Source organism: Rugosimonospora africana (genome assembly GCF_016862975.1).
GTDB classification, from domain to species: Bacteria; Actinomycetota; Actinomycetes; order Mycobacteriales; family Micromonosporaceae; genus Rugosimonospora; species Rugosimonospora africana.
This window is the reverse complement of sequence record NZ_BONZ01000073.1, coordinates 1-15,727: the sequence shown is the minus strand read 5'-3', so window position 1 is coordinate 15,727 and position 15,727 is coordinate 1. Positions and strand designations below refer to the sequence as shown.

12 protein-coding genes and 1 pseudogene are annotated in these 15,727 nt (G+C 70.5%); 8 read left to right on the top strand and 5 right to left on the bottom strand.

The genetic code is table 11. From position 1 onward, the window contains the following. Positions 1–519: 519 nt before the first annotated feature. The gene (locus Raf01_RS49990) at positions 520–1,824 is read right to left on the bottom strand and encodes an RNA polymerase sigma factor (RefSeq protein WP_239134201.1); all 1,305 of its coding nucleotides are present in this window, start codon (positions 1,822–1,824) and stop codon (positions 520–522) included. A 63-nt stretch (positions 1,825–1,887) separates the two neighbouring features. On the opposite strand from Raf01_RS49990, the gene Raf01_RS34610 reads away from it, so the two are divergent. After that, positions 1,888–2,103, top strand: coding sequence for an RICIN domain-containing protein (locus tag Raf01_RS34610; RefSeq protein ID WP_203922306.1), 216 nt, complete (start codon positions 1,888–1,890; stop codon positions 2,101–2,103). A 363-nt stretch (positions 2,104–2,466) separates the two neighbouring features. On the opposite strand, the gene Raf01_RS34605 is transcribed toward Raf01_RS34610, so the two are convergent. Continuing rightward, positions 2,467–2,934 (bottom strand): NUDIX domain-containing protein, encoded by a 468-nt coding sequence (locus Raf01_RS34605; RefSeq protein ID WP_203922305.1) that lies wholly within the window; start codon positions 2,932–2,934, stop codon positions 2,467–2,469. Between the two features lie 54 nt (positions 2,935–2,988). Here Raf01_RS34605 and Raf01_RS34600 point away from each other — a divergent pair. Continuing rightward, positions 2,989–3,918, top strand: a pseudogene (locus tag Raf01_RS34600) (DUF2332 domain-containing protein); the annotation flags it as partial. A 139-nt stretch (positions 3,919–4,057) separates the two neighbouring features. Next, the gene (locus Raf01_RS34595; RefSeq protein WP_239134200.1) at positions 4,058–4,921 is read left to right on the top strand and encodes a maleylpyruvate isomerase N-terminal domain-containing protein; all 864 of its coding nucleotides are present in this window, start codon (positions 4,058–4,060) and stop codon (positions 4,919–4,921) included. A gap of 330 nt (positions 4,922–5,251) precedes the next feature. Here the strand turns inward: Raf01_RS34595 and Raf01_RS34590 are convergent, their stop codons facing one another. Then, entirely contained in the window at positions 5,252–5,710 is a 459-nt protein-coding gene (locus Raf01_RS34590; RefSeq protein ID WP_239134199.1) for a GNAT family N-acetyltransferase, read from the bottom strand. 178 nt (positions 5,711–5,888) lie between these two features. Then, entirely contained in the window at positions 5,889–7,025 is a 1,137-nt protein-coding gene (gene rhaI / locus Raf01_RS34585) for an L-rhamnose isomerase (RefSeq protein WP_203922304.1), read from the bottom strand. 806 nt (positions 7,026–7,831) lie between these two features. On the opposite strand from rhaI, the gene Raf01_RS34575 reads away from it, so the two are divergent. The 5 genes from Raf01_RS34575 to Raf01_RS34555 are packed head-to-tail and all read left to right on the top strand — an operon-like array spanning position 7,832 to position 12,908. Then, positions 7,832–9,136: an ABC transporter substrate-binding protein gene (locus Raf01_RS34575; RefSeq protein ID WP_203922303.1), complete on the top strand. Its 1,305-nt coding sequence runs from the start codon at positions 7,832–7,834 to the stop codon at positions 9,134–9,136. A gap of 46 nt (positions 9,137–9,182) precedes the next feature. Further along, on the top strand, positions 9,183–10,142 hold the full coding sequence (locus Raf01_RS34570; RefSeq protein ID WP_203922302.1) for a carbohydrate ABC transporter permease: 960 nt from the start codon (positions 9,183–9,185) through the stop codon (positions 10,140–10,142). After that, positions 10,142–11,047 carry a carbohydrate ABC transporter permease gene (locus Raf01_RS34565; protein ID WP_308442685.1) on the top strand — a complete coding sequence of 302 codons (906 nt, stop codon included), beginning with the start codon at positions 10,142–10,144 and terminating at the stop codon, positions 11,045–11,047. The genes Raf01_RS34570 and Raf01_RS34565 overlap by 1 nt, the downstream gene beginning before the upstream one ends. Before the next feature lie 5 nt (positions 11,048–11,052). Further along, positions 11,053–11,784, top strand: a complete 732-nt coding sequence (locus Raf01_RS34560; protein WP_203922301.1) for a DUF624 domain-containing protein — start codon at positions 11,053–11,055, stop codon at positions 11,782–11,784. Further along, positions 11,781–12,908, top strand: a complete 1,128-nt coding sequence (locus Raf01_RS34555; protein WP_203922300.1) for a Gfo/Idh/MocA family protein — start codon at positions 11,781–11,783, stop codon at positions 12,906–12,908. The genes Raf01_RS34560 and Raf01_RS34555 overlap by 4 nt, the downstream gene beginning before the upstream one ends. Before the next feature lie 218 nt (positions 12,909–13,126). Here the strand turns inward: Raf01_RS34555 and Raf01_RS34550 are convergent, their stop codons facing one another. Beyond that, positions 13,127–15,706, bottom strand: a complete 2,580-nt coding sequence (locus Raf01_RS34550) for a polysaccharide lyase family protein (protein WP_203922299.1) — start codon at positions 15,704–15,706, stop codon at positions 13,127–13,129. Between the last annotated feature and the right edge of the window lie 21 nt (positions 15,707–15,727).

Sequence of the window (15,727 nt, the reverse complement as noted above, 5' to 3'; positions counted from 1 at the left end):
GCAGTGGAACAACGTCGACAGCGTGGGCGCCACGAACATCACGGTGCAGTACTCGATCGACGCGGACCCGATCGGCCAGCAGTTCGCGGCGCACACCGAGACCGGCCCGTACACCTGGTACAACAACCTGTTCGCCAACGCCCACAACCGGTGTCCCCTGGCGAAGGCGAACACCGAGTACATCAACAACGTGGTGTACGACTACCAGGCCGGCTACACCGCCGGTAACTCCAGCGGGCACTTCACGCACGACGTGATCGGCAACTACTTCATCACCGGGCCTCGGACCACCAGCGCCGGCAACGCGTACTACCAGATGGGCAACCAGACCGTCTACAACAGCGGCAACCTGCTGGACAGCAACCGGGACGGCAGCCTGAACGGCTCGGCACTGGGGCTCGGCGGCGGCGCGACCGCGCTGTCCAGCCCGTGGTCCCCGCTGACGGCCGGCATTCCGGCGGTCAGCGCGGCGAGCGCGTACGCCAACGTGGTAGCGCACTCCGGCGCGATGCCCCGCGATCAGGTGGACGCCAACGTGATCGGGAACGTCACGTCGCTGGGTACGGCGGGCGACCTGTGGAGCCACCAGACGGCGACCGGCCTGGGCAACGACGGGTACGGCACGATCAGCGGCGGTACCGCGCCGGCCGACACCGACCGCGACGGCATGCCGGACTCCTGGGAGACCCGGCACGGGCTGAACCCGAACAGCGCGGCGGACGCGACCGGCGACTTCGACCACACCGGGTACACGAACGTGGAGAAGTACGTCGACGGCTTGATCGACGGCCGGTACCCGTAGCCAGCCCGCCGGCCCGGTTCGCGTCGCGGGCCGGGCCGGCCCGCCGAATGCATCGTGGACGTCGGGCCGGCCGCACCGAGGAGCGCGGACAGCTTGCCGGACAAGCGCAGCGGCGCCGGTAGGAAGGCGATTCCGGCGAACAGCCGCTCGACCGGGACGAGGTCGCGTCCGGCTCGGCCGCACACCTCGCAGCCCTTGATGTGCCGGCCGAGCCGCCGCAGCCGGCCCGGATCGTCACCGCCGGGGAAGCCGCTGGGCAAGCCGCTGGGCACGCCGCCCGGGAAGCCGTCGGGGAAGCCGCGTGCCGCCGCGTCCAGGCGCGGACAGCGCGGCATCGCCCGCCAGGCCCGCAACACGGTGCGGGCCAGGTCGAGCTGCCTCTTCACCCGGTGGATACGCACGGCGGTGTGCGCCACGCTCAGGCCGAGTGCGCCGGCGACCTCGGCACGGGTGAGCGAGCCAGCGACCTCCTGGCACCACAGCGCGAGTACCCGCTGGCCGTCGGCGCCGAGCAGCCGGCTCGCCTCGACCATCTCCCGGCGCTCGCCGAACAGGCCCAGCCGCACAATGGTCGCCTCGGCGAAGTCGTCGACCGGGCGCGCGGCCTCCGCGTGGGCGTCCAGCGGGCGCTGCCGGACCAGCGCGGTGCCCCGCATCCGGCCGAGGTCGTGGACCTGGCGGTACGCGATGGAGATGAGCCAGGCACGGAACCGCTCCGGCTCGCGCAGGCCGGGCAACCCCTGGATGGCGTGCAGCATGGTCTGCTGTACCACGTCGTCGGTGTCCGGGTGACCGTTCAGCGCTCGGCCGACGACGTTGTACACCAGCGGCAGGTGCCCGGCGAACAGGTCGGCCAGCGCCTTGTCGTCACCGGCCCGCGCCGCCCGGACGAGCGCGGCATCGGCGCCGTGGGCGACATCGGCATCAGCGGCGTGGGCGACATCGGCATCGGCTTCAGCGGCGGGGTCATCGGCGGCATCGGCCGCATCGGCCCCGGGGGCAGCATCGGCGACGGTTCCCATGTGCCCATCCTTCCCAATCAATCGTCAGGCTTCAATTAGGCTACTCTCCCAACAAACGATTCGGTGTCCGTTATATCCAGCGGCGGTGGGCGTCTACCAACCGTTCCCCCCGCCTGCGCGCCCACCGCCACCGACCAGCAGTTCCGCGCCGTCGCCGTGACGAACAACCAGTACAACCTGATGAAGATCCATAGTGGACGCTGCGTCGACGTGTCCAGCGGAGCCGCCACCTCCGGCCCGCAGCTGCAGCAGTGGGGCAACTACCACCGACGCGAATAAACGACGCCGAACAGTCGCAACCACCGGGGAGGTGACCACCGGGAAAAGTCGTGGCCACCGGGAAATGGTCGTGGCCATCGGGGAAGCCGTAGCCACCGCGCCGTCTCTCATCCGCCTCGCCCGACGCCCTACACACCACGGGCGACGGCAAGAGCACTTACCGAACCAACCCCACCTCTACAGAGACGAAGCGGACCTGTCCTACCACCGCCGCCGCAGTCAGCAACCTCGACAGCCGTCCGAAGGCGCTGCGATGGCACGAGCCGGTCGCAAGGACGGCGAAGCAGCCCACCAAACCTGATAGGCGGAACCTGATAGGCCGTACCCGTAGAGACACCCGCGGCGATCCGGCGAGGCGGCGAACTAGTGGACGGCGCCTCGCTCGCCGGCCAGGAAATCGCGGATGCGAACCCGAATCCGTTCGTGCATGGCCAGCCCTTCGACCTCCTCGGCCGTGAACACGCCGAGTTCGGTCGACTCGTCGCTGATCGCCAGCTCGCCGCCGATCAGCCGGCATGCCACACAGACCGAGTACTCCTGGCGCACGTGGCCGTCGTCGTACGCGAACACATGCTCGGGGTCGGAGTACACGCCGACGACGTACCACGGCTCGACGTCGAGGCCGGTCTCCTCCTTGACCTCGCGGACGACTGTACCGGCCACGGACTCCCCCAGTTCCATATCGCCGCCGGGCAGCGCCCACAGACCGTTGTCGCTCCTGCGGTGCAGGACCAAGCGGCCGGCCTCGTCGGTGACGATCGCCGAGGCACCGGGTACCAGCAGGTTCGGGGCCGGGGCGTCAGGATCGCGGTAGTAGTCGGTCCTGCCCATCCTGTGCCTCCTCCCCGCTGTTCCGGGATCACTCCGCAATGCAATCATGAGCCAGTGACCATCGCGAACAGGCACGCCGAATTCGCGACGCGAGAAGCGCGCGGGGTCTCGCCCACGTACGAGCGCCTGTCGCTGGCCGTCTGCCAGGACGAGGAACTGCTGGCGTTGCTCGCCACTCTGCCGCCGGCCAAGCAGCAGCCCAACCTGCTGTTCGGCGTCGTCCGGTTCCTCGGCGGCCCGGTCGACGATCCGGCCGCGTTCCACGATTTCACGGTCGCTAATTGGCCAGCCGTCGAGGCGGAAGTGCGTACCCGGGCGACCCAGACCAACGAGGCCGGACGGTGTGCCCTGCTGCTGCCGGTACTCGCCGCGCTGCCGCAGCCCCTGGCGCTGCTGGAGGTCGGCGCCTCGGCCGGCCTCTGTCTCTACCCCGACCGCTACTCGTATCGGTACGGCGACTACACGGTTGGCGACGGCGTACCGGTTCTCGACTGCGCGCTCACCGGCACCGCGCCGCCGCGACGGCTGCCCGAGGTGGTGTGGCGGGCCGGCCTGGACCTGAACCCGCTCGACGTGACCGAGCCAGCGGACGTCACCTGGCTGGACGCGCTCATCTGGCCCGAGCACGCCCACCGCCGGGTGCGGCTGCGCGAGGCCGCCGCCGTCGCTGCGGCGGATCCACCCCTGCTGGTACGCGGCGACCTGGTCGACGACCTTCCGGCCCTGGCCGCTAGGGCGCCGGCCGGCGCGACGCTCGTGGTGTTCCACACGTCGGTGCTCTACCAGGTGCCGGCCGAGCGCCGGGAACGGTTCACCGAGACCGTCCGGGGATTGGCCGGGCACTGGGTCGCCGTCGAGGAGCCGGAGGTGCTGGGCTTCGACGGGCTGCCCCGACCACCGGACCAGATGCTGCACAATGTGCTCGCGCTGGACGGGGTGCCGCTGGCCTGGACCCGTGCGCATGGGCAGGCGATGGCGTGGTTTGCCACGGCGGGGCTCCCGGCGGCGAAGGCGCTGGCAACGGACGTGCCGACAGCGGAAGCACCGATAGCTGGGGCGCCGACAGCGGAAGCACCGACAGCGAACGCACCGACAGCGAACGCTCCGGCAGCCCGGGCCCGCCTTGGCGGCGAAGCCGGGCCGTGACGATGGCAGCGCCGATGACAGCGACAACGGCGGCAACGACGACAACGACGACAACGACGACAACGACGACAACGACGACAACGACGATGACACCAACGGTGGCAGTGGCAGTGATGGTGACACCGACGGTGGCGGGCACAGGCAGGGGGACTCCGGCGTGACCGGCGACAGTTTGGTACTGACGGCGTTGCGCGACGAGGCCGCCGCGTTCGCCGCTGCGCTGGACGGGCTGCCCGAAGCGGCCTGGGAGCGGCCGACCCGCTGTGTGCCCTGGCGGGTACGCGAACTGGTCGGGCACGTCATCACCGCGCTCGCCCGGGTACCCGACGCGGTGGCCGCGCCCGCCCCGGGCCGGCCGGACACGACCGCGATCAGCTACTACCGTGCCGATGAGCGGTTCAGCGGCGCGGCCAACGCCGACCGGGTGCGTACCGCCTCGGACCGCGCGGCCGATGGAGACGTCTCCATGCTCGCCCGGCAGTTCGCGGACACCTGGCGCGGCGCGGCCCCGCTGTGCGAGCAGCAGCCGCCGGACCGGGTGATCCGGACCCGGCATGGCGACGCGATGCTGCTGCCGGAGTTTCTTACCACCCGGGTCGTCGAGTTGGTCGCGCACGGCCTCGACGTGGCCGACGCGGTGCCGTGCCAGCCGTGGCTCACGCCGGCCGCCGCACAGCACCTGCTGCTGATGCTGTTCGGGCCGGGCTGGCCCGCCGCGCTCGCCGAGACCGGTGGGGATCCCGTCACGCTGATCCGGAAGGCGACCGGTCGCGCACCGATCGACGGCCAGGAGTCGGCACTGCTGGATCGGTTGGGTATGCGGCGGCTCGCATTCGGCTGAGCTGGCGGCGCCCCGTGCCGCCGCCAGCCCAACCCGTCCCAACCAACCCAGCCCACCAGTCCAGCGGGCCGGCCAAACCAGCCCGGCCCAGCGGACCAGCCCATGCCGGCGCGGCCCAGCGGGACCGACCCAACCAACCGGCCCAGCGGATCGACCCAGCCAACCCGGCTTAGCGAACCAACCCAGCCCACCAGTCCAGCGGACCGGCCCAACCAACCCCGCCCGGCGGACCGGCTCAGCCCCGCAGCCGAAAGACCGCCGAGGCGATCTACGAGCAGCGCGTCCTCGTCCAGAAGCTGCTGAACAGCCCGGGCTACCCGTCACCCGCGGTCAAAGGTCGATAGCTCCGACAACCTCTCCGTGAAAGACTTCGCCGGTCGGCACGAACCCGAGCCGTTCATAGAACGGCCCCGGTCCACCGGCTTTGGGCACCCAGAGAACCGTGGCACGCGCGAAGCCACGACGGCGGCCCTCGGCCAGCACCTGACGCACCGCGTAGCTCCCGACGCCCGAGCGCTGCTCGTCGGCGGCGACATTGAGTCGCCAGATCCCGCAGCGGAAGAAGGCGATCTCATTAGCCGGATCGAAGGCTCCCATGACGAAGCCGACCGGTGCGTCATGCCGGTAGACCAGCCTGGGCCACGCGGTGTCGGGATTCACGTAAGCCTCGGCCAGCGACCACGACACCGGTGCGACAAAGTCCTGCTGGTCGGTGCGCACCGACATGCGGCACGCGGCGCCGACGTTGTCAGGTGTCACCGGCTCCAGCCGCAACTGCCCCTCTTCCATGGCCGCAGCATGCCACGGACGTACGACAAAACCGCCCGGCCCTGGTTAGGGGGAGCCAGCCCCGGCCGGACGCCCCGGCCAGGTGCCCGATCAGGCATCCCGGTCAGCCCCAGCCAGCCGCCATGGTCAGCCCCAACCAGACGGCCCTGGCCAGACGCGCGAGCAAGGCGCGCCGCGGTCAGGCGCCCCAGCCGGCCTGCTGCCCGCCGACGCGTTCCGCGACGATCCGCTCCGGGTACCCGCTGCGCAGGTACGCCGACATCGGGTCCGGGTCCAACCCTGCCGCGGTCCGCATGTCGGCCAGCAGCGGTCGCACGTCGGTGTTGTACGCGTCCATCAGCACCGCGTTGGCGCCCAGCACGTCGCCCGCGTTCTGCGCGGCGGTCAGCGCCTCGGTGTCGACGAGCAGCGCCTTGGCCGCGGCCTCCTGCACGTTGAGCACCGAGCGGATCTGGCCCGGGATCTTCGGCTCGATGTTGTGGCACTGGTCGAGCATGTACGTCACGTCGCCACCGCCGCGCAGTGCACCGGCCGACGCGCACTCGAAGAGGATGCGGAAGAGCTGGAACGGATCGGCGGCACCGACGATGAGGTCGTCGTCGGCGTAGAACCGGCTGTTGAAGTCGAAGGCACCGAGTTTCCCGGCCCGCAGCAGGAAGGCCACGATGAACTCGATGTTGGTACCGGGCGCGTGGTGCCCGGTGTCGACGCACACCATGGCCCGGTCGCCGAGCGAGAGGCAGTGCGCGTACGACACGCCCCAGTCCGGGATGTCCATGGTGTAGAACGCCGGCTCGAACAGCTTGTACTCGACGATCAGCCGGCGGTCGGCGGGCAGCCGGGCGTAGATCTCCCGCAGCGCCTCCGCGAGCCGGTCCTGCCGGGCCCGGATGCTGTCCTGCCCCGGGTAGTTGGTGCCGTCGGGCAGCCACAGCTTCAGGTCGCGCGATCCGGTGGCCAGCATGATGTCGACGCACTCGACGAGGTGGTCCAGTGCTTTGGCCCGGACGGCCGCGTCCGGGTTGGTCAGGCTGCCGAGCTTGTAGTCGTCGTCCTGGAACAGGTTGGCGTTGATGGTGCCCAGGGCGATGCCCTGGTCGGCCGCGTAGCGGGCCAACGACGGGTAGTCGTCGACCCGATCCCACGGGATGTGCAGGGCGACCGACGGGGTCGCACCGGTGAAGCGGTGTACCTGCGCTACGTCGTCGATCTTCTCGTACGGATTACGCGGCACGCCGGCCTGGCCGAACACCTTGAAGCGCGTCCCGGAGTTGCCGAACGCCCACGACGGCAGCTCGACCGGCAGCGTGCGCACGCCCTCAACGACTCGCCGCTCGCTCGACGCGACAGTTCCGGCCGACGCGACAGTTCCGGCCGACGCCACAGAACCGGCCGACGCCACAGAACCGGCCGACGCCACAGAACCGGTCGAGGTCACAGAGCCGGTCGAGGTCACGGGCTCGGCCGAGGTCACAGGCTTATCCGAAGTCACAGCGATGTCTCTTTCGCGGAAGGGGGCCGCGGACGAGCTGGCCTCAAGCGGGGCGGGCGCGGTGGACTGCGTCGCGTTGGCCGGGACGGCGATCCTCGACGGATGACCTACCGGCGGACGAGATGGAACATGCTCGATGCCATGTCCGGCCCCGGATCTCTGGACCGTTTCAGTGCGATCTCGAACGGTAGACACGGCACTTTGTGCTGTCAAGGTAAGGGGAAAGGGCTTTCCAAGTGAGTTGGCGGTTGGTACGGTCCAATCCGGCGAGCACTCAGTCGACGATTTAGGAACGCCATGCATAGTCCGTTCAGCACTCGGCGCGCGAGAGCGCGAGCGGGGGTCGCGGCCGGCACGGTGTCGGAGAAATTGAGCCGCCCGCAGCCCGTTGCGCAGTCTGCCCAGGCCAGAGCCCATCAGGTCGCTGCGACAACGCCCTGCGACCGCACCGGGTCGCAGCGCCGGCGGTCGACGGACACGTCTCGCGTCAAGCTCGGCGCCAGCCGGACTTGACCGCAGAGTGAGGATGAACCGTTTCATCCTCGCAGCGCCTCCCGGCGGGCGGCACGGCACGCGTCGCCGCTGGCCACCGGGGTTCTCCCGCTCCCTTCACGCGAGAGGTTCACACCATGAAGGTTCCCGTCGCCCACGGTCGTGGTCACCGGCGCACGTTGCTGGGGGTCGCGGCCGTCTTCGCCGCGGCGTCGCTCGTGGCCGCCGGCTGTTCCTCCGGCGGTTCGGACAGCTCCGACGGCAAGGTCACGCTGAATTTCTCCTGGTGGGGTGATGACACCCGGGCGAAGGTCACGCAGGACGCGATCGACCTGTTCGTGAAGCAGCACCCGACCATCACTGTCAAGACGCAGTACGCCCCGTTCGGCCCGTACGGCACCAAGCTCGCCACCCAGGTCTCCGGCGGCAACGCGCCCGACCTGTTCCAGATCGACCGCAGCTACCAGTCGCAGTACGCGGGCGAGGGTGTGCTCGCCGACCTGGGCAAGTACGGCAGCGCCCTGAAGCTGGACGGGATCGATGCGAACTTCCTCGCCAGCGGCAAGTTCGACAACAAGCAGATCGCCGTCCCGTTCGGGCAGACCACCCAGGTCATCGTCGTGGACACCACGAAGCTCCAGCAGCTCGGCGTCACCGCTCCGCAGCCCACCTGGACCTGGCAGGACCTGCAGACGTGGGGCGAACAGGTACACAGCAAGTCCGGTGGCAAGGTCTCCGGAATGGCCGACCCCGGCGGCACGTGGGGCGCCTTCCAGTCCTGGCAGTATCAGCACGGCAAGCAGATGTACGCGGACGGTAAGCCGGCCTTCACCCAGGCCGACCTGGAGAGCTTCTGGAACTTCACGCTCGGCATGAGCAAGTCGGGCGCGGCTACACCGGCGAACGTGACCGCGACCATCAACGGCGTACCCGCCGACGAGCCGCTGGCCAAGGGCCTCGCGACCGCCGAGTGGGACTACGACAGCGTGTTCGCCAGTTACGTCGGCGCCACCAAGGACCAGTTGGCGATCCTGCCGCTGCCCAGCGTCGACGGGAAGACCGGGATGTTCGCCGCCCCGTCCATGCTGCTGTCGGTCTCGTCCCGGTCGAAGCACCCGACCGAGGCCGCCGAACTGCTGAACTTCCTGGTCAACGACAGCGCCGCGGCGGGCGCCCTGGGTACCGGTCGCGGTCTGTTCCCCAACACGCAGGTCCGCGCCACGCTGGCCGGCAGCGCGACCGGTCCGGCCAAGCAGGTCTACGAGTACGAGGCATCGGTACAGTCATCCATGATCCCCTCGCCGCCGGCGCCGCCGAAGGGTGACAGCGACCTGCTCGCCGCGATGACCCGCATCTACCAGGGGGTCACCGCCGGCCAGCAGAGCGTGTCCGCCGGCGCGAAGGCGTTCATGCAGCAGGCCCAGAGTTCGATCACCTCGTGACGGCGGGGAGCAGGCCAACCGTGAAGCAACCAACCGAGGGGAACAGATGGCGGCCACAACACTGACGCAGGTGTCGCCAGGCACCGGCACTGCCGGCCGCCCGTGGCGCCACCGCCGGGCCGGGGGCGCCGGGATGGCGCCGTACGTGTTCCTGGTGCCCTGGTTCCTCGGTCTGGCGGTGTTCACGGTTGGCCCGCTCCTGTACTCGCTGTACCTGTCGTTCACCGACGACAACCTGCTGCAGTCACCGACCTGGGTGGGCCTGGCGAACTACCGGAAGATGTTCACCGACGACCCCCGGTACCTGCACTCCGTGAAGATCACCCTGATCTACGTACTGATCTCGGTACCGCTCAAGCTGGTCATCGCGTTTCTCGTCGCGCTGCTGCTCAACCGGCCGCGGCGCGGCATCGGCCTGTACCGCTCGCTGTTCTACCTGCCGTCCCTGCTCGGCGCGAGCGTGGCGGTGGCGCTGGTCTGGCGGTCGATGTTCAGCCAGTCCGGCTCGGTGGACGGGGCGCTGGGCCTGGTCGGTGTGCACGGCCAGGACTGGATCAACAATCCCACCTGGGCGTTGGGCACCATCATCGTCCTGGCCTGTTGGCAGTTCGGCGCTCCGATGGTCATCTTCCTGGCCGGGCTCAAACAGGTACCCGGCGAACTGTACGACGCCGCCTCCGCCGACGGTGCCGGGCGGTGGGCTCGGTGGTGGCACGTCACCCTGCCGATGCTCTCCCCGATCATCTTCTTCAACGTGCTGCTGGAGACGGTGAACGCGTTCCAGGCGTTCACGCCGGCGTTCATCGTCAGCGGCGGCACCGGCGGGCCGGCCGACTCGACGCTGTTCTACACGCTGTACCTGTACCAGGAGGGCTTTTCGTCGTTCCGGTTCGGGTACGCCTCGGCCATGGCCTGGGTACTGCTGGCCACGGTGGCGATCGTGACGGCACTGATGTTCTGGGCCTCGCGAGCCGTCGTGTTCTACGCCGATGAAGGGGAACACTGATGACCGCGTCCGCCGCCGTGTCCGCCACCGCCAACACGACCCGCGCCGCGCGCCGACCGGCCGGCCAGCGGCACCGCGGCATGCCCCGGTGGCTCTGGCATGCGCTGGTCGTCATCGTCGTGCTGATCATCGTGTACCCGGTGGTGTGGATGCTCGGCACGTCGTTCAAGCCGGCGGCCGAGGTGGTCTCCTCGACCCGGCCCTGGCCGGTCTCGCCGACGTTGCACAACTACCCGCAGGGCTGGACCGGGAACCCGGGCGTCACGTTCGGCCGGTTCTTCCTCAACTCGGCGATCGTGTCGATCGCCGCCGTGGTCGGCAACCTGTTCGCGTGCTCGCTGGCCGCGTTCGCGTTCGCCCGGCTGCGCTTCCGGGCCCGGCGCTTCCTGTTCCCGATCGTCGTGGTCACCCTGCTGCTGCCGTACCACGTGTTGATCGTCCCGCAGTACGCCATCTTCAAGGACCTCGGCTGGGTCAACACGTTCTGGCCGCTGATCGTGCCGAAGTTCCTGGCCACCGACGCGTTCTTCATCTTCCTGATGGTGCAGTTCATGCGCGGCATCCCGCACGAACTGGACGAGGCGGCCAAGCTCGACGGCTGCGGACCGTACCGGACCTACTGGCACATCGTCCTGCCGCTGGCCCGGCCGGCGCTGATCACCAGCGCCATCTTCACCTTCATCTGGACCTGGAACGACTTCTTCAGCCAGCTCATCTACCTGAACGACACGAGCAAGTTCACCGCGCCGGTGGGCCTGTCGCTGTTCGTCGACCAGGCCGGTTTCTCTTCGTACGGGCCGATGATGGCGATGGCGGTGCTGTCCGTGGTACCGGTGTTCCTGTTCTTCCTGGCGTTCCAGAGGCTGTTGGTCGAGGGCGTGGCGACCAGCGGCTTGAAGGGGTGACCGCGATGAGTCAGGGTCCGGCCGGCCCCCGCGCCCGCCCGTCTGGTTTGTGGACGGGCCGGTCAAGCGGCCGGGTGGAGCGGGCACTGGAGAACGGCCGGCTGGCGGCCGAGTGCGCGGCGGTCGGGCTGTTGTGGGCCGCGTTCTCGCTGCCGGTCGTCACCGCCGGGGCGGCGTGGCTGGCCGCCGCGACCGTCTTCGACGCGTGGACCCGCGACGAGGAGCCCAAGCTGCTGCCCACGTTCGTCGCGGCGCTGCGCACCCAGCTGCGTACCGGCCTGATCGCCGAGGTCGCGCTGGCCGTCATCGGCGCCGCCGGATACTTCGACATCCGGTTCGCCGGTGCGGCACACGTTCCCGGGGCGTGGCTGGAGAGGCTCGCCCTGGCGCTGATCGCCGCCGGCGCGGCCGGCCTGGTCCTGCTGGTCCTGGCCGACCGCGCGCACACCGGCGGTGGCGTACGGGACAGCCTTCGTGGCGCGCTGGCGCTGGCGGGCGCGGCACCGTGGGCGGTACCGCTGGTGGTGTTCGCCGCCGCGGTGTGCGCCACCCTGGTGGCCATCATCCCGGCGCTGCTGCTCATCGTCGCCGGTCCGCTGGCGTACGCGGTGAGCGTCGTGCACGCCCGAGCCAGGCTGCGTTCCGAGTCCGCCCCGGCAAGCGCCGAGCCCAGCCTGCCAAACGCCGAGCCCACCCCGGCGACCGAACGGGCGGCATGGCAGGGTAGGACGCGATGAGCACACGAGTGGCCCTGGTCGGGGTCAACGGGCACGGCCGCTGGCACCTGGACAACATCGCGCGCCTGGCAGCGACGGGCTCCGTCACGCTCGCCGCCGCCTGCGACCTCGCGCCCGTGCAGGCGGACTCCGGCCGGATCCTCGACGCGCTCGACGCGCCGTTGTTCACCTCGTACGAGAAGCTGCTCGACGCCACCCAGCCTGCGGTGGTGGTGCTGGTGACCCCGCCGGCCACCCACCTTCCACTAGCCACCCAGGCGATGGCGGCCGGCGCGGACGTCCTGGTGGAGAAGCCGGCGACCGTGCGGCTGGACGAACTCGACACGCTCATCGAGACGGCCGGGCGGCTCGGCCGCCTGTGCCAGATCGGGTTCCAGTCCTCGGGTTCGTACGCCCCGGAACGCATCGCCGAGACCTTCGCCGCCGGCACGCTCGGGCCGCTGCGGCAGGTGTACGCCGCCGGCGCCTGGAGCCGCCCGCCCGCCTACTTCCGGCGGGCACCCTGGGCCGGCCGGCGTTTTCTGAACGGCGCCGCTGTCGGCGACGGGGCGCTGGCCAACCCGTTCGCGCACGCGCTGATGAACTGCCTGCGGATCGCCGGGGTGACCGGGGAGGCGGTGGCCGGTTTCGAGACCGAGCTGTACCACGCCAACGACATCGAGAGCGACGACACCAGCAGCGTGCGCCTGCGCCGGGACGGGTTGACGGTCAACCTCGCCGTCACCCTGGCCGCCGACCGGCTCGTCGAGCCGTACCTGGTGGCCGCCGGGGAGCACGGCGCCCTGCGCTGGCAGTACACGACGGACGAGCTGTGGCTGGATCGGGACGGTACCGCGATCCAGGACGGTACCGCGATCCGGGTTGACCTGCCGCCCGCCCGCGACCTGCTGCCCGACCTGCTGGACGCGCGCGCCAGCGGTCGCGAACCGCTCTGCCCGCCGCGGCACTGCCGGGCGTTCACCGCGCTGTCCGAGCGCCTGCTGGATGGCCCGGAACCGGCGCCGATCGGCGCGTCGCACCTGACCGGTACCGATCCGGTCACCGTTGCCGGGGTGACCGACCTCGTCGTGCGCGCCGCGGCGGCCGGCGAGCTGTTCTCCGAGGCCGGCGCCACCTGGGCTTGACGCCCGCGCGTTTCCCAAGCCCGGGCCAGCGCCCGCCGGCCCGGCAGGCCGGCCCAGCACTTGCCGGCCCAGCCGGCTGTGCCACCAGCCGCCAGCGCCCGCCAGCGCCCGCAGTGCAGCCGGACCCGGAGTCGACAGACGCCAGTGGCGCCGGGAAAGTCCGGCGCCACTGGCGTTTCGCTGAGCAACCGTGCCTCGGCCGCCGCCTCGTCGAGGCGCTACCAGCGGTGGTCGATATCGACGGTGCCGGTCACCCGCCCACCGTTCGCGCTGTACCCCACGGTGACGCCACGCAGCAGCAGCGCGGGCGCGTCCGCGAAGTCGACGCGCAGCGTGATGGTCGACGACCCGCCGGGCGGGATCGTGGCCGCCACCGGTACCGGGAACGCGTTCGGATCCCGATCCTTGACGATCGGCCCGGAGTGGCCCCGGCCGAGCGCCGGTTGCTTCTGCGTGAGCCCGGTGACACGGACGTCGTTCGCCGGGCCGTGCCCGTGATTCGCGATCTTCAGGGTGATCTCGGTGTCGTCGCGCGGCCCGCTGATGCGCACGACGGAGCCGGAGAGCTTCGCCGGTGCCGGCGGCGGGGCCGGTGCCAGTGGCGGGGCGGGGGCCGGTGCCGCGTCCTCGTCGACCTCCGGGACAGCCTCGTCGACTTCCAGGACGAAGGTGTCCCAGCCGAGGCCGTTGCCCGCGGTCAGGCCGTTGCCGGCCGACGGGCCCGCGTCGCGGGTCAACGTGATGGTGTTCTCGCCGACGACCAGGCTCGACGCCGGAAACGTCAGGGTGGCCAGGCGGGGGTACCCGCTGCGGTCGGCCTGCCGCCCGAGGGTGCCGCCGAGCCGGTTGCCGTCCAGGGCGTCGTTGTCCGGCAGGGTACCGGTGATGACCGACGCGTCGCCGTTGAGCGCGACCGTCGGCGCGGCGCCCTGCTGGAACGAGGTGGACACGGTCAGGTACCCGGTGCCGGCGTACGGGCGGTCCACGCTGAATCTGATCGTCCAGGTGCCCGCCGCCGTCTGGGCGTAGTACCAGTCGGTCGGCTCCCAGCTCTCGCCGACGGTGAAGGTGAGCTGAGCGGGTACCAGAGTGTGCTTCTCGTAGGCGCGCGGGGTGGCGAACGTGGCCGACTCTCTGGCCGGTTCGGTGGCTGGCTTGGTGGCCAGCGCGTACTCGCCGCCGGTGCGGCTCGCGGTGCCGATCTGCCAGAGGAAGGTGCGGTTCGCCGGCGCCCAGGTGATCGTGCCGAGGTTCTGCTTCCTGCCGCTGACCGTGATGCCGGTCCGCTGGTACTGGTCCGTGATGGAGCCGTCCGCGGAGAACACGTACAGGGTGTACGTGGCCGGGTCGGTGGTACCGGCCTGCCAGGCCGGCGGGATGCCGGGCAGCGTGAAGGTGCCGTCCGGCTCGGTACGCACGAAGTAGGTCGGCTCGTGGATCGTGTAGACGTCGGTGGCGACCTGCGTGGACAGCAGTACCCACAGGTTGCCGGCGGGGCGGCCGTCGGCGACGCGTACCCGGCCGGTGACCGTGGTGCGCTCGGCCGGCGCCGGATACAGCGGATCGGAGATCCAGGCGGATCCGCCCCGGTTCTCGGCGATCTCGGCGCGGGCGGTGGTGGCCGCGTCGGCGATCATCGCGTCCGGGTCGTCGGCAGCGCCGGTGGTGACGTAGGTGAACCACGGCCCGTACAGCCGGCGGTAGCCGGCGTCGAGGTGGTAGCCGGGCAGGTCGTAGTGGTTGGCACCGAAGTAGTTGAGGATCAGCGCGTCCTGGTGGATCGCCAGGTCCTGATGCTGCGGCCCGACGCCGTAGAACCCGGCCAGCGTCTGGTCGGTGACCCCGCCCAGCGGGGTGAACCAGACGCCGAACCCGTTGCCGTAGTGGCCGAACATGGGGTTCTCGTGGTGGTACAGCGACCAGTGGTACTTCGTGTAGACGCTGCCCGCCGGCAGGTTGCCGGAGTTGCTGTCCGGCGACGGAAGGCCCGGGTTGTTGACGCCGTCGACGATCCACGTCTCGTCCTGCACGTTGGTCTGCGTCGCCAGGTACGCGTACGTGGGCTGCTGGCCCTTGCCCCGCTCCCAGTTGTACGAGTGGTCGAAGATGGACCGGTCCCAGCGGGTGTTCATCCGAACCTCGCTGATCGAGGTACTGGTCACCGCGGTGAGAATGTTGTAGCCGTACAGCCCGCGCTTGCCCGCCCGCATGATGAGGTGGTGTTCGTGGCGCAGCGTGGCGCTCGTGGTGTCCACGAACGCGACCTCGACCAGTTCCCGCTCGACGCGCAGCACCGCGATCTGCGAGCAGACCAGGCGGCTCTTTCCGCCGCCCGCGTCGACGTAGAACGAGTGCGCCCGGTCGGGGTCGCGGGGGTCGACGCCGTTGAGGTTGTGCGCGAGTTCCCGACCGTTCACGACGACCGACTGCACGGTGATGGACACGTCGGTCCAGCCGGTCAGCACGCCGGCCGCGGCGTCGTCGCGCCCGAAGGTGAACCGGATCAGGCCGTTGTCCAGCACGACGGTGCTCACGTCGGTGAGGAATCCGTACGTGCCGACCAGCGCCGGTGCGCCGTCCAGCAGCAGCCGTACCGAGCCGTGGTCCGCGCCGGACGTCGCGGCGGATGTCGCAGCCGAACCGGACGCGCCAGCCGGGCTCGCCGCCGCGGGGGTTGCGGTGACCGCGGTGCCCAGGACCGTGGCGCCGACGGCGGCACCGACTGTGGCGCCAACCGCGGCGCCGGCACCCGCGCCCAACACCGAGCGCCGGGACACCTGCGGGGATTCGTTCTGCATGACCCTCCTTGGAGTCGTCGC

Coding starts and splice junctions, on each gene's coding strand:
- Raf01_RS49990 (WP_239134201.1), bottom strand. CDS start 1,824: ATGGGAACCGTCGCCGATGCTGCCCCCGGGGCCGATGCGGCCGATGCC.
- Raf01_RS34605 (WP_203922305.1), bottom strand. CDS start 2,934: ATGGGCAGGACCGACTACTACCGCGATCCTGACGCCCCGGCCCCGAAC.
- Raf01_RS34590 (WP_239134199.1), bottom strand. CDS start 5,710: ATGGAAGAGGGGCAGTTGCGGCTGGAGCCGGTGACACCTGACAACGTC.
- Raf01_RS34575 (WP_203922303.1), top strand. CDS start 7,832: ATGAAGGTTCCCGTCGCCCACGGTCGTGGTCACCGGCGCACGTTGCTG.
- Raf01_RS34570 (WP_203922302.1), top strand. CDS start 9,183: ATGGCGGCCACAACACTGACGCAGGTGTCGCCAGGCACCGGCACTGCC.
- Raf01_RS34565 (WP_308442685.1), top strand. CDS start 10,142: ATGACCGCGTCCGCCGCCGTGTCCGCCACCGCCAACACGACCCGCGCC.
- Raf01_RS34560 (WP_203922301.1), top strand. CDS start 11,053: ATGAGTCAGGGTCCGGCCGGCCCCCGCGCCCGCCCGTCTGGTTTGTGG.
- Raf01_RS34555 (WP_203922300.1), top strand. CDS start 11,781: ATGAGCACACGAGTGGCCCTGGTCGGGGTCAACGGGCACGGCCGCTGG.
- Raf01_RS34550 (WP_203922299.1), bottom strand. CDS start 15,706: ATGCAGAACGAATCCCCGCAGGTGTCCCGGCGCTCGGTGTTGGGCGCG.